Annotated in this window: 12 protein-coding genes; 7 read left to right on the top strand and 5 right to left on the bottom strand. The window is 75.5% G+C overall.

The window, feature by feature from the left end:
• Nucleotides 1-146: 146 nt before the first annotated feature.
• The gene (locus tag ACFXAM_RS33630; protein WP_380297083.1) at nt 147-1205 is read right to left on the bottom strand and encodes a fatty acid desaturase family protein; all 1059 of its coding nucleotides are present in this window, start codon (nt 1203-1205) and stop codon (nt 147-149) included.
• A gap of 179 nt (nt 1206-1384) precedes the next feature.
• Between ACFXAM_RS33630 and ACFXAM_RS33625 the strand changes: the two genes are divergently transcribed.
• The 4 genes from ACFXAM_RS33625 to ACFXAM_RS33610 all read left to right on the top strand — a co-directional run bounded on the left by ACFXAM_RS33625 (nt 1385) and on the right by ACFXAM_RS33610 (nt 5423).
• Nucleotides 1385-2896, top strand: coding sequence for a DUF2079 domain-containing protein (locus ACFXAM_RS33625; protein ID WP_380297081.1), 1512 nt, complete (start codon nt 1385-1387; stop codon nt 2894-2896).
• 95 nt (nt 2897-2991) lie between these two features.
• Nucleotides 2992-3432: a GntR family transcriptional regulator gene (locus ACFXAM_RS33620; protein ID WP_380297080.1), complete on the top strand. Its 441-nt coding sequence runs from the start codon at nt 2992-2994 to the stop codon at nt 3430-3432.
• A gap of 18 nt (nt 3433-3450) precedes the next feature.
• Nucleotides 3451-4377, top strand: a complete 927-nt coding sequence (locus tag ACFXAM_RS33615; RefSeq protein ID WP_380297078.1) for an ABC transporter ATP-binding protein — start codon at nt 3451-3453, stop codon at nt 4375-4377.
• Nucleotides 4374-5423 (top strand): ABC transporter permease subunit, encoded by a 1050-nt coding sequence (locus tag ACFXAM_RS33610; protein WP_380297076.1) that lies wholly within the window; start codon nt 4374-4376, stop codon nt 5421-5423. Before ACFXAM_RS33615 ends, ACFXAM_RS33610 begins: the two co-directional genes overlap by 4 nt.
• Nucleotides 5424-5448: 25 nt before the next feature.
• Here ACFXAM_RS33610 and ACFXAM_RS33605 read toward each other — a convergent pair whose 3' ends face one another.
• Both ACFXAM_RS33605 and ACFXAM_RS33600 read right to left on the bottom strand, forming a co-directional pair.
• Nucleotides 5449-6477: a LacI family DNA-binding transcriptional regulator gene (locus ACFXAM_RS33605; RefSeq protein ID WP_380297075.1), complete on the bottom strand. Its 1029-nt coding sequence runs from the start codon at nt 6475-6477 to the stop codon at nt 5449-5451.
• Nucleotides 6478-6548: 71 nt separating this feature from the next.
• Nucleotides 6549-7412 carry a MurR/RpiR family transcriptional regulator gene (locus ACFXAM_RS33600; protein WP_380297074.1) on the bottom strand — a complete coding sequence of 288 codons (864 nt, stop codon included), beginning with the start codon at nt 7410-7412 and terminating at the stop codon, nt 6549-6551.
• An 80-nt stretch (nt 7413-7492) separates the two neighbouring features.
• Here ACFXAM_RS33600 and ACFXAM_RS33595 point away from each other — a divergent pair, with 80 nt between their 5' ends.
• Nucleotides 7493-8365, top strand: coding sequence for an EamA family transporter (locus tag ACFXAM_RS33595; protein ID WP_380297073.1), 873 nt, complete (start codon nt 7493-7495; stop codon nt 8363-8365).
• 62 nt (nt 8366-8427) lie between these two features.
• Here the strand turns inward: ACFXAM_RS33595 and ACFXAM_RS33590 are convergent, their stop codons facing one another.
• Entirely contained in the window at nt 8428-9204 is a 777-nt protein-coding gene (locus ACFXAM_RS33590) for a GNAT family N-acetyltransferase (RefSeq protein WP_380297071.1), read from the bottom strand.
• A 170-nt stretch (nt 9205-9374) separates the two neighbouring features.
• On the opposite strand from ACFXAM_RS33590, the gene ACFXAM_RS33585 reads away from it, so the two are divergent.
• Both ACFXAM_RS33585 and ACFXAM_RS33580 read left to right on the top strand, forming a co-directional pair.
• Nucleotides 9375-10526 carry an epoxide hydrolase family protein gene (locus ACFXAM_RS33585; RefSeq protein ID WP_380297069.1) on the top strand — a complete coding sequence of 384 codons (1152 nt, stop codon included), beginning with the start codon at nt 9375-9377 and terminating at the stop codon, nt 10524-10526.
• 48 nt (nt 10527-10574) lie between these two features.
• Entirely contained in the window at nt 10575-11021 is a 447-nt protein-coding gene (locus ACFXAM_RS33580) for a hypothetical protein (protein ID WP_380297067.1), read from the top strand.
• Nucleotides 11022-11070: 49 nt separating this feature from the next.
• Here ACFXAM_RS33580 and ACFXAM_RS33575 read toward each other — a convergent pair whose 3' ends face one another.
• Nucleotides 11071-12195: a WD40/YVTN/BNR-like repeat-containing protein gene (locus ACFXAM_RS33575; protein ID WP_380297065.1), complete on the bottom strand. Its 1125-nt coding sequence runs from the start codon at nt 12193-12195 to the stop codon at nt 11071-11073.
• Between the last annotated feature and the right edge of the window lie 206 nt (nt 12196-12401).

Here is a 12401-nt window from a genome sequence, read left to right as displayed (position 1 = left end):
CCTCCTCCGCCTTGCGATGCACGCACCCAGACGCCGCGGCCTGATCCGACAAAATCCAAGAGACAGACCCTATGCCGCCGGGGCGTGGCCCCGGCGGCCCGCGCTCAGTGGTCGGTGCTCGGTGGTCGGCGCTCGGTGGTCCGCGCTCAGTGGTCCGCGCGCAGCGGCTCGCCGGTGCGGTGGAGGTGGGCGAAGATCTCGCGGTAGGAGCGGAGCAACCCGGTCTCGTGGTACGGGATGCCCTTCTCCGCGCAGAACCGGCGGGTGATCCGGGCGGCCCGGGGGAGCGCCGGGGTCGGCATGCTGGGGAAGAGGTGGTGCTCCACCTGGTAGTTGAGGCCGCCCATCAGCGTGTCCAGGACCGGGTTGCCGCGGACGTTGCGCGAGGTCAACACCTGCCGGCGGAGGAAGTCCAGCCGCATCTCCGGCGTCACCATCAGCATGCCCTTGTGGTTCGGCGCGAAGACGCAGCCCAGGTAGACGCCGAGCAGGGCCTGGTGGACCGCGAGGAAGGCGACCGCCCGCCCGGCCGGCAGCACGGCGAAGACGGTCCCGAAGTACGCCGCGAAGTGCAGGACCAGCAGGGCGCCCTCCAGGCGGCGGCGCTTCAGGGAGGGGCTGCGGAGCGCCCGGAAGCTGTTGTAGCTGAGGTTGAGGCCCTCCAGGAGGAGCAGCGGGACGAACAGGAACGCCAGCCGCCGCCCGATGAACCGGGGGACCCCGCGCGCCTGCCGGGCCTGCTGCTGGGACCAGACCACGATGTCGGGCGCGACGTCCGGGTCCCGGCCCTCGTGGTTGGGATTGGCGTGGTGGCGGGTGTGCTTGTTCATCCACCAGCCGTAGCTCATGCCCATCAGCAGATTGGCGACGATCCGCCCGCCGAGCTCGCTGCGCCGCCGGTCGGCGAAGACCTGGCGGTGCGCCAGATCATGGGCCAGCAGCCCCAGTTGGCCGAAGACGACGGCCATGGCGGCGGCCAGTGCGAGCTGCAGCGGGCTGTCGCCCAGGGCGAACAGGGCGTACCAGCCGCCCGCGAACGCGGCCAGCGTGACGCCGAAGCGGATCGCGTAGTAGCCGGGGCGGCGGTCGAGCAGCGCCTCCTCGGCTATGCGGCGGGTGAGCTGGGCGAAATCGCTGCCGTCCGGGTCGCGGCGCGGCGGTGCGGCCGGAACGGGGGACGGCAGGGCCGTGGACTGTGGGCTCATGGCAGGAAGTCTGGCGGCCGGCCGGGCGCCCCGGAACCGGAGAAACCCCCTTCCCGGCAGGGGGGTTGACCCCCCTGTGCGGGGCGGGGTACCCCCCGGTCCGGTCCGGCCGGGGTTGACGGCCGCTCCGGGCTTCCACCACCCTTTCACTAATTCAATAGTGGAAGGGTGGTTTGTTCATGTGGGTGCTCCGCGCGGTGCTCCGCTCCCTCCGGCGCCCCCGGGTGCTGTCCTGGGGGCTCGCCGGGCTGTTCGCCGTGCTCTACTCCTGCGTCGCCGTCAACCGGCACCGGCGCATGCTGACCCAGGCCTACGACCTGGGCATCTTCGAGCAGGCGGTGCGGGCCTACGCGGACGGGCGGGCGCCGGTCGTGCTGCTCAAGGGTCCCGGCTACCACCTGCTCGGCGACCACTTCCACCCGCTGCTCGCCACCCTCGCCCCGTTCTACCGGGTGTTCCCGAGCGCCGTGACGCTGCTGGTCGCCCAGGCGGTGCTGATGGCACTGGCCGTGGTGCCGCTGAGCCGGTGGGCCCACCGGGTCGGCGGCCCGCGGCTGGCCGGCGCCGTCGGCTGCCTGACCGGGGTGTCCTGGGGGATCGTCGAGGCGGTGGCCGACGACTTCCACGAGATCGCGTTCGCCGTGCCGCTGCTGGCCTTCGCCGCCACCGCGCTGGGGCGGGGGCGGCCGGTCGCGGCGGTGCTCTGGGCGCTGCCGCTGGTGCTGGTGAAGGAGGACCTCGGGCTGACGGTGGCCGTCGTCGGGGCGCTGGTCTGCGCACGGGCGGCGCGCGGCAGCGGGATCCGGGCGCTGGGCTTCGGGGTGGCGCTCTTCGGTCTGGCCGCGACGGCGCTGACCATGCTGGTGGTGCTGCCGTCCTTCAACCCCGGCGGTGACTTCGCCTACTGGGGGCAGGTGGGTGCGGGGGAGGCCGCCGGCGCGCCGTGGGAGACGGCGGTGCGGCTGGTCTGGCCGCCGCTGAAGTGGCTGCTGCTCGGCCTGGCCGCCGCGACCGCCGGGTTCCTCGGGCTGCGGTCACCGCTGGCGCTGCTCTGCGTGCCGACCCTGGGCTGGCGGCTGATCGCCGACAACCCGCACTACTGGGGCGTGGGGTACCACTACAGCGCGGTGCTGATGCCGCTGCTGCTGGCGGCCCTGGTGGACGCCCTCGACCGGACCGGCGCCTTCGCCCGCCCCGGCGGCCACCGGTGCGCGCCGGACGGCCCGTCCCCCGCGCCGAACGGCCCGGCGGACGGCCCGGCGGCCGCCGCGGCCGTCCGCCGGGCCCGGCGCGCCCTGGTGGCCGCCGGCCTGGTCGCCGCCGTGACGCTCCCGGTCTACCCGTTGCACGAGCTCGCCGCCCCCGGGGCCTGGGGTACCTCGCCCCGCCTGGCGCGGACCCGGGAGCTGCTCGAACGGATACCCGACGGCGCGACCGTGGCCGCGTCCAACCGCCTCGCCGCACAGTTGGCCGGGCGGACCACGGTCGGCCTGGTCTGCCGCGAACCGGCGCCACCGCTCGCCGACGCGCTGCAGGACGGGCCGCAGTGGGTGGTCGTCGACCTGGCCGACCCCAGCGTGCACGCACCCTGCGCGATCGAGGACACCGTCCGGATGCTCGGCCGGTACGGGGAGCTGGGCTACCGGCGGGTCGTGGAGGACGGCGACCTGCGGCTGCTGCGCCGTCCGTGACCCCCGCGGGCCCCGGACCCCCCGGGTCCGACTTGACCACGGCGCCGAGGTTCGCCACGATTCCACTAATGACCTAGTGAAAGGGTGTTGCGGGTGTGATCGAGTACCGCATCGAGCGGCGCAGCGGCGTCTCCACCTACCAGCAGATCGTGCAGCAGACCAAGCAGGCGCTGCGGCTCGGTGTGCTCCAGCCCGGGGACAAGCTGCCGACCGCCCGGGAGGTGGTCGAGCAGACCGCGATCAACCCGAACACCGTGCTGAAGGCCTACCGCGAGCTGGAGCGCGAGGGGCTGGTCGAACCCCGGCCGGGGCTCGGCACCTTCGTCCGCCGCTCGCTCGCCCGGCCCGAGGCGGCCGCCGACGGGCCGCTGCGGGCGGGGCTGGTGGGCTGGGTCGACGAGGCCCGCGCGGCCGGACTCGACCGCGAGGACATCACCGCGCTGCTGGCCTCCGTGCTGGAGCAGCGCTTCGCATCCGGCGTCCCCGGGACGCCGCACGGGCCGGCCGGGCCGGTGGGCCCGGCCGCAACGGACTAGGGAGGGTGGGGGGACCGCATGACGGACGTGACAACCGGACCGGACGCGACACCGGCGGAGGAGCGGCCGGCCGTCGAGGCCGTGGGGCTGGGCAAGCGCTACCGGGGTGACCGATGGGCCCTGCGCGACTGCCACTTCACCGTCCCGGCCGGCCGGATCTGCGGCGTGGTCGGCGCCAACGGGGCGGGGAAGAGCACCCTGCTCACCCTGGCCGCCCGGCTGATCGAGCCGACCGAGGGCGAACTGCGGGTGTTCGGCGAGACGTCGAGCACTCCGGAGTCCCGTGCGCGGGTCGGCTACGTCACCCAGGAGAAGCCGCTCTACCCCTCGTTCACGGTGGCGGGCACGCTGCGCCTCGGGCGCGAGCTCAACCCCGGGTGGGACGAGGAGGCCGCCCGACGGGTCATCGACATGGGCGAGCTGCCGTTGGGCGCGCGCGTCGGCTCGCTCTCCGGCGGCCAGCGCACCCGGGTCGCGCTCGCGCTCGCCCTCGGCAAGCGCCCCGAACTGCTCCTGCTCGACGAGCCGATGGCCGACCTCGACCCGCTCGCCCGCCACGAACTGATGGGCGTGCTGATGGCCGAGGCCGCCGAACGCGGCACCACCATCCTGGTCTCCTCCCACATCCTGCCCGAACTCGACGGCGTCATCGACCACTTGCTGCTGGTCCAGGCGGGCCGGATCCGGCTGGCCGGAGACCTGGAGGAGATCCTCGACGGCCACCGGTTGCTCGTCGGCGCCGCCGACGGGGCCGAACTGCCCGCCGGCACCACCGTGGAACGGCGGGTCCGGGGCCGCCAGGTCACCGCGCTGCTGCACACCGGCGAACCGGTGGACGGCCCGTGGGAGTCGACCCGGCCGAGCCTGGAGGAACTGCTGCTGGCCTACCTCCGCACCCCGGTCCGGACCCCCGTCACCGCCCCCGATCGCGAGGCCGCCGCATGAGCACCAGCACCCTGACCGGCCCGCCCGCCCCGGCGCCCGCGGACCGGACGGCCGGACGGCCCGCGACCGCCCGCCGCCCCCGGGGGCCGCGCGGCGTGCTCTGGCTGTCGTGGCAGCAGAGCCGGGTGGCGGTGCGGACGATGGCCGTTCCGGCGCTCCTCACCGTGCTGGTCCTGATCGCCCTGCATGTCCTCATCCAGGACCGGGCCGAGCTGATGACGCGGACCGGCTGCGACTCCGGGGAGAGCTGGGGCCTTGAGTGCCGGGTGCAGTACGGCCGGCTGGAGCTGCTGCTCCGGGCCTTCACGGACATCCTGCAGCCGGCCGTCACGGCCGTCCCGGTCCTGCTCGGCACCTTCCTCGGCGGGCCGCTGCTCGCCCAGGAGTACGAGCGCGGCACCCTGCGGATGGTGCTGGCGCAGTCCGTCAGCCCGGGCCGCTGGCTGGCGGCCCGGCTCGCCGTCCCGGGCGCCGCCGTGCTGCTGCTGTCCACCCTGGTGGCCGGGCTGACCAGTTGGGTGTGGTGGTCGGACATCGTGCACCGGCGGGGGGCCTTCGGGGCCTTCGACCCGCCGTTCCAGGGGTTCACCTACCCCGTGCTCGGCGTGGTCCCCGTCGCCTGGTCGCTGTTCGGCCTGGCGCTGGGCGTGCTGGTCGGACAGTTGCTGCGGCGCACCGTCGCCGCCGTGCTGGCGAGCGGCGCGGCGGTGGCGCTCGCCCACACCGCGATGATCATGCTGCGGCCCTCGCTCTGGCCGCTGGTCGACCAGGAGCAGCCGTACAACAACACCCTGGGCGGCTTCGCCCAGCCCACCAACGCCTGGCTGGTGGAGCACGGGGTGGTGCTCGCGGACGGCACCAGGATGACGTCCGACGCATGCCTGCCGGTGGCCGACGTCTGTGCGGCGGCGCCCACCTCCTGGGGGCGGTACCACCCGGTGTCGCACCTCGTGCCGATCCAGCTCGTCGAGGCCGGTCTGCTGCTGGTGCTCACCGCCCTGGTGGTGGCCGTCGTCTTCCGCCGGCTCACCCGGGCCGGGATCTGACCGGCCCGGCCCCGGGCCCGGCGGGTCAGTCCCCGGGGCAGCCGCAGGAGCGGCGCAGCACCATCCGGGCCGGGAACGTCCGGGCCCCGGGGGCCGGGGCCGGCCCGCCGTCGGCACCCGCGCTCAGCACCAGGTCGACGGCGGCGCGCGCCATCTCCGCCTGGGCGGTGGCCACGCTGGTCAGCGGCGGGCCGGCGATCACCGCCTCGGCGATGTCGTCGAAGCCGGCCACCGCGAGGTCCTCGGGCACCCGCAGGCCCAGGTCGTCGGCGGCCCGCAGCAGACCGATCGCCTGGTCGTCGGTCGCGCAGAAGACGGCGGACGGCCGGTCGGCGCGCGCCAGCAGCGCGAGCGCCTCGCGGTGCGCCCGCACCCGGTCGAACGGCGCGGCGGTCAGCCGGCCCTCGGTGGAGAGGCCGGCCCCGGCGAGCGCGGCGGCCCAGCCCGCGGTGCGGACGGTCACCGGGTCGCTGGGGCTGAGCGCGAAGGTGCCGCCGAAGCAGTGCACCTCGGCGTGACCGTGGCCGAGCAGATGACGGACGACCTCGCGGGCGCCGCCCTCGTCGTCCGCGACCACGGCGATCCCGCGCTCGGTCTCGGCGCGGTGGTGCAGCAGGACGACCGGCGTCCCCTCGGTGGCGTCCACGCCTGTGACCCCGGGGGCGGACGGGTCCTGGGTGACCAGGATCAGGCCGTCCACCTGCATGCCGAGGAAGGCGCGGATGTAGTGCGCCTCGCGCTCGTCGGCGTAGTCGGAGTTGCCGATCAGCAGCAGCCGCCCGCGCTCGGCGGCCGCGCGTTCCACGGTGTGCGCGAGTTCGGCGAAGAAGGGCTGGCGGGCGTCCGGCACGACCATGCCGATGAGGTCGGTGCGCCGCCGGGCCATCGCCTGCGCGACCCGGTTCGGCCGGTACCCCAGCTCCTCGACGGCGGCCAGCACCCGGGCCCGCGTCGCGGCCGCCACCGGCCGCGGTCCATCGTTGATCACATAACTCACGACCGCGGTCGACGTCCCCGCCGCCCTCGCCACGTCGTCCCGCGTCACCCTTGCCATGCCGCGAGCCTACACACCGCCACCGACGGCCCCGGGGGCCGTTTCACCGGCTGGACGAACGCGGCGGCCCCTCAGTACGCGTGATCGGCCGTCACGTCCGCGGACAGGCGCAGGGCCCGCTCGGCCGGTTCGCCGCGCAGCGCGAGCAGGGTCAGGGTGAGGGCGTCCAGCACCGTCAGGTGGGCGATCCGGCTGGCCGTGGTCTCCAGGCCGAAGACGAGGTCCTGGCCGCCGGCGACCAGGGCGTGGGTGGCGGCGTCGACCAGCGGCGAGCGGGCGTAGCCGGTGAGGGCGATCACGGTGGCGCCGTTGTCGCGGGCGTGCCGGGCGGCGTCGACCACGGTGCGGGTGGCGCCGGTGTGGCTGACGGCCAGGCAGGCGGCGGTGGGCGGCAGTTGGGCGGCGGCCAGCTGGGCGGTGATCGGGTCGGCCGGGGCGTCGGTGCGCAGGCCCAGCGCGCGCAGCCGGTACGCGGCGTCCACGACCACCGCGCCGGACAGCCCGGCGCCGAGGACCAGCACGTGGTCGGCGGCGTTCAGCGCCTCGGCCGCCGCCCGCAGCCGGTCGGGGGTGAGCGTGGTGGCGATCCCGTCGAGCGCCTCGCGGGCGGAGCGGACGGTGTCGGCGAGCGCGCGGGCGGCCGGGTCCCGGGTGTCGGCGGGGTCGGGCGCGGGGGCCGGGGCCTGCCGGACGGCGGCGATCTTCAGCTCCTGGTAGCCCCGGAAGCCGAGCCGCTGGCAGGCCCGGACCACCGACGAGGGCGCCGTCCCGGCCAGCTCGGCGACATCGCTCACGCTCAGGCCGACCAGGTCCGCGCCCCGGGCGAGGACCACCTGGGCGACCCGCGCCTCGCTGCCGCGCAGCTCGCCGAGCCGGGCGCGGACGTGGGCGGCCAGCTGGGACTCCAGCGGAGAAAAATCGGAACGCTCTTCCATGGTGGCAGTGTACCGTGGAATCCGATTCCGAGGGCGGTGGTCCGCCGGTCCCTCGGCCGCCCACCGGAGGGGAGTCCACCATGCCCGCCGCCGTTCCCGCCGCCGTTCCCGCGGCTGTTCCCGCGGCCGTCCTGACCGCCGCCGTGCTGCACGCGGTCTGGAACGGGCTGGCGCACCGGATCCCGGACAAGCTGGTCGGCTTCACGCTGATCAACCTCGCCTGCACCGCCTGCGCGCTGGTCATGGTGCTGCTCAACCCGCTGCCGGCGGCCGCGGCCTGGCCGTACCTGGTCACCTCCGTGGTGCTGCAGGTGACCTCCCAGCTGCTCCTGCTCCGCGCCTACCAGCTGGGGGACTTCGGGCAGATGTACCCGATCGCGCGGGGTTCCGCGCCGCTGCTGGTGGCGGTGCTGTCGGTCACCCTCCTCGGCGACCGGCTCGGGACCGGGGAGCTGATCGGCGTGGCCGTCATCTCCTGCGGCCTGGCCGGACTGGCCCTGGCCCACGGGATCCCGGGCCGGGCCCAGCTGCCCGCGCTGGCGGCCGCCCTCGGTACCGGGGTGATGATCGCCGGGTACACCGTGTCGGACGGCGGCGGCGTGCGGCACGCGGGCACCGTCGGCGGCTACATCGCGTGGCTGTTCCTGCTCCAGGGGCCGGTGCTGGCGCTGATCGCCTGGGCGCGCCGGGGGCGGAGCCTGCTGGCCGGGGCCGGTCCGGCGGTCCCGTACGGGCTGCTCGGCGGGGTGCTGTCGCTGACCGCCTACGGGCTGGTGGTCTGGGCGCAGTCCCGGGGGAACCTCGCGACGATCGCCGCGCTGCGCGAGACCAGCATCGTGATCGCCGCGCTGATCGCCACCGTGGTGTTCCGCGAGCGTCTGGGGCGGATGCGGGTGGCGGCGAGCGCGGCCGTGCTCGCCGGGATAGCCGTCCTGGAGCTGGCCCACCCCTGAGGGCCGGCTCCGGGACGGCTGTCCCGGCACCGGGGCCTGCGGTGCCCCGGTGCCGCGGTACCTCAGGGGACGATGACCGTCAGCGAGCTGCGCGTCACCGTGAAACCCATCTCCTCGTACAGCCGGCGCGCCCGGTTGCCCTCGGTCACCGCCAGCCCGATCGCGCTCCGGCCCGCGAGGGCGACGTCCGCGACGGTGCGCCGCAGCAGGTCACCGCCGAGACCGGGGTAGCCGTGCGCCGGGTCGCGGAACACATGGGCGATCCAGGGCAGTCCGTCCCAGTCGGTCAGCACGGCTCCGGCCACCACCCGGTCGGCGTCGTCCACGACCAGGGCGCTGGACGGCAGCAGCGGCCCTACGACCTCGCCGGCGAGCAACTCGGCGAGCCGGTCCACCGCCGACGGGGCGTTCCCGGCGTCCTCGGGGCGGTGGTCGGGGTGGCCCGGTCCGAAGGCGGCCAGCGAGCCGGGGGCCAGCTCCCCGGCCGGCCGGTCGCACGGAACGACGCGGAACCCGGCCCGCAGCGGGGTGCTCGCCCAGGCCTCCCACCCCCCGTCGGGGGCCGCGCCGGCGAGCTTGCGCTCCATGGTGTGGCCGTGGCGCAGCACCGTGGAGCCCTGCCGCACCAGCTCCTCGCCGAGCCCGACCGGCCCGGAGACCACCCAGCCCGCCATCTCCGCCCGCACGTAGGCGACCTGCGCGGCCAGGTCGGCGCGCGGGTCGACCACCTCCAGCTGATCGGCCCAGGGCCGCCCCTCCCGCTCCCCGCGTTCGTACCGCACGAGGGCGTCGCCGTCCGCCCCGTAGCCGTACTGCCAGTCAGGATCCTTCTCCGCCACGCCGTTCGTCCGATCCTCGCGCGTCGGCGCACCCTTCGGCGCGCCCTGTACCCGTCCCCGCCATGCTCGGTGAACGATCCGTCCGGATCAACCGGTTCGACCCCTTCGACCGGCCGGGCCGGGTGGAGAGTAGGACACCGGCGGACCTACTCGCCGCCTACCGTCGCCGCATGATCACCGACGAGGACGCCGTCCGTCCGTTCCGGCTCGCCGTTCCGCAGGGCGAGCTCGACGAGTTGCGCCTGCGGATCGCCCGCACCCGCTGGCCCGACGACCTGCCGGGGGCCGGCTGGTCGTACGGGGTGGCCGGGCCGTACCTGCGGGAGCTGGCCGAGTACTGGACGGACGGCTACGACTGGCGGGCGCACGAGGCGGAACTCAACGCCTTCCCCCAGTTCACCACCACGATCGACGGCCAGAACGTGCACTTCCTGCACGTCCGTTCGCCCGAGCCGGACGCGCTCCCGCTGGTCCTCACCCACGGCTGGCCCAGCACCGTCCACGACTTCACCGGTGTCCTCGGGCCGCTCACCGACCCCCGGGCGCACGGCGGAGACCCGGCCGACGCGTTCCACGTCGTCGCGCCCTCGCTGCCGGGCTTCGCCCACTCCGGGCCGACCACGGCGCCGGGCTGGGGCACCCGCCGGATCGCCGCGGCCTGGGCCGAGCTGATGCGCCGGCTCGGCTACCCGCGCTACGGCGCGCAGGGCGGCGACTTCGGCGCCATCGTCTCGCCCGAGCTCGGCCGGGTGGCGCCCGACCGGGTGATCGGCGTCCACCTCAACGCGCCGCCGACCGCCTCGGCCCCGCTCGACGCGGCGGAGTCCGCGCTGCTGACCGCCGACGAGCGGGCCCGGGCCGGGGACAACGCCCGCTGGTGGCAGGCGCACTCCGGCTACGCGACGCAGATGTCCACCCGCCCGCAGACCGTGGCCTACGCGCTCAACGACTCGCCGGTCGGCCAACTCGCCTGGAACCTCGAATTCTTCGTCGACCACGATCCGGTGGCGACCCGCCAGACCCTGCCCTCGTGGGACGCCGTGCTGACCGACGTCACCGCGTTCTGGCTCACCGGCACGGCCGGCTCGGCGGCCCGCCTCTACCGCGAGATCGCGGCCGACGGCTGGGGCCGCCCGGCGCCCTCCGGCGTGCCGACCGGGGTGGCGGTGTTCCGCGGCGACCGGGCGATCCGCACCCTGGCCGAGCTGTCCCACACCGTGACCCGCTGGACCGCGTACGACACCGGCGGCCACTTCGCCTCGCTCCAGGCGCCGGAGCCGCTGGTGGCGGACGTCCGGGCGTTCTTCCGCACCCTGCGCTGAGCGCCCCCGCCCCGGTGTTGTCGGTGGCGGGGTCTAGCGTGGCCGGGCATGAGCGTCCCCGAGGTCATCCCGATCGCCCACGAGCCCGGCTACCGCACCGACACCATCGGCCGCTTCCGGGGCGGCCAGTTCTTCGCCTCGGTCACCTACGCCGTCCCTGAGGCGGACGACGGCGCCGACCGGTACTGCTTCGCCGTGCTGCACCGGTTCGACGAGGCCGGGCGTCACCTCGGCTCGCGGATCGAGGCGGTGCCGGGCGGGTTCCCGGTCGCCGCCGTCGCCGCCGCCGACCGGCTGGCGCAGTGGCTGGACGCCCTGCCCGGGCGCGCCTACGGGGACATCGCGATCGCGCCCTTCGCCGTGCACGTGGACGGCTGCCGCTTCGGCCTGGTCGTCGAACGGCACGGCGAGGGCGCGACGGAGGACGACTGGGCCGAGTTCTACCCCGACAACCTGGGCTTCCACGCCCCGTGGGACGGCGAGTACGACACCTGAGCCCGCCGTCCCGGCCCCTGCCCTGCCCGCCCCGGTCCCCGCGCCCGGGTCAGTCCGCGATCACGGCCGCCCGGACGCAGAGGACGTCCGGCAGGTGGGAGACCAGCAACGACCAGTGCTCGCCCTCGTCGTGGCTGGCGTAGACGTCGCCGGTCCGGTTGCCGAAGTAGATGCCGGCCGGCTCGACGTCGTCGGTGCGCAGCGCGTCGCGCAGCACGATGCCGTAGTGGTCCTCGCCCGGCAGGCCCTCGGCCAGCGCCTGCCAGCTGTCACCGGCGTCGTTCGTGCGGAACACCCGGCAGCGGCGCCCGGGCGGGATCCGGTCGTCGGCGCCGCCGAGCGGGAACACGTACGCGGTGTCGGCGCGGCGCGGGTGGGCGGCGATCGCGAAGCCGAAGTCGGCGGGCAGCCCGTCGGCGATCGAGCGCCAGTTCGCGCCGCCGTCGTCGCTGCGGTAGACGCCGCCGTGGTTCTGCAGGTAGAGCCGGTCCGGGTTGACGGCGTCCCGGGCGATCTTGTGCACGCACTGGCCGAACTCGGGGTACTGGCTCTCCTCCGGGAAGAACTCGGCCCGCAGCCCGGTGTTGGACGGCTCCCAGCTGTCGCCGCCGTCCTTGCTGCGGTAGACGCCGCCGCTGGAGACGGCGACCAGCAGCCGCTGCGGGTCGCGCGGGTCGCTGAGGACGGTGTGCAGGCCCTGGCCGCCGTACCCGGCTCCCCACTCGCTGCGCTGCGGGTGGTTCCAGAGCGGCTCGACCATCGTGAAGCTCTCGCCGCCGTCCTCGGAGCGGAACAGCGCGGCGGGTTCGGTGCCCGCGTAGACCACGCCGGGGGCCTCGGGGCCGGCCGGCTGGAGCTGCCAGACCCGGGTGAGCGAGGCGCCGGTGTGCTCGGGGAAGCGGATCGCCGGGGTGGGCGGCTCGAACCAGCTGGCGCCGAGGTCGTCCGAGCGCCAGACCGACGGCCCCCAGTGGCTGCTGTCGGCGCCCACCAGCAGCCGGACACCCCCGTCCCCGCGGGGCCCGCCGTCGCCGCGGTCGCGGCGGTCGATCGCCACGGAGTAGATCGCGTTCATCCGGAAGTGCGGCCCGCTGAACTCCCAGTCCAACCGGTCGCGGCTGCGCCCGAGGAAGAGGCCCTTCTCGGTCCCGACGGCCAACAGCACTTCGCTCATTGCCACACACCACCTGCTCGGCGAAACGGCCCCGCCCGGACACCCCTCCCCGGGCCAGTGTCCCGCCGCCGGACGCCCGCCACACCTCGCCGCGCCGGGCACCGGGCACCGGGCCGTGCCCCCGAAAACCGCGGGACGCCCCGGCGCCGGGGCGGGGGCGGGCGGCGCAACCCCCCCCGCCCGCCCCCCACCCCCGCCCCACCGCC

The organism is Kitasatospora sp. NPDC059462 (assembly GCF_042749955.1).
GTDB lineage: Bacteria > Actinomycetota > Actinomycetes > Streptomycetales > Streptomycetaceae > Kitasatospora.
The sequence above is the reverse complement of the archived record's forward strand: the minus strand, read 5'-3'. Positions and strand labels throughout refer to the sequence as shown.

Bases quoted from the DNA above. Each gene is read 5' to 3' on its own strand.
- ACFXAM_RS33580 (WP_380297067.1), top strand. From the start codon at position 10,575: ATGAGCGTCCCCGAGGTCATCCCGATCGCCCACGAGCCCGGCTACCGC.
- ACFXAM_RS33600 (WP_380297074.1), bottom strand. From the start codon at position 7,412: ATGGAAGAGCGTTCCGATTTTTCTCCGCTGGAGTCCCAGCTGGCCGCC.
- ACFXAM_RS33595 (WP_380297073.1), top strand. From the start codon at position 7,493: ATGCCCGCCGCCGTTCCCGCCGCCGTTCCCGCGGCTGTTCCCGCGGCC.
- ACFXAM_RS33625 (WP_380297081.1), top strand. From the start codon at position 1,385: ATGTGGGTGCTCCGCGCGGTGCTCCGCTCCCTCCGGCGCCCCCGGGTG.
- ACFXAM_RS33575 (WP_380297065.1), bottom strand. From the start codon at position 12,195: ATGAGCGAAGTGCTGTTGGCCGTCGGGACCGAGAAGGGCCTCTTCCTC.
- ACFXAM_RS33630 (WP_380297083.1), bottom strand. From the start codon at position 1,205: ATGAGCCCACAGTCCACGGCCCTGCCGTCCCCCGTTCCGGCCGCACCG.
- ACFXAM_RS33585 (WP_380297069.1), top strand. From the start codon at position 9,375: ATGATCACCGACGAGGACGCCGTCCGTCCGTTCCGGCTCGCCGTTCCG.
- ACFXAM_RS33605 (WP_380297075.1), bottom strand. From the start codon at position 6,477: ATGGCAAGGGTGACGCGGGACGACGTGGCGAGGGCGGCGGGGACGTCG.
- ACFXAM_RS33610 (WP_380297076.1), top strand. From the start codon at position 4,374: ATGAGCACCAGCACCCTGACCGGCCCGCCCGCCCCGGCGCCCGCGGAC.
- ACFXAM_RS33615 (WP_380297078.1), top strand. From the start codon at position 3,451: ATGACGGACGTGACAACCGGACCGGACGCGACACCGGCGGAGGAGCGG.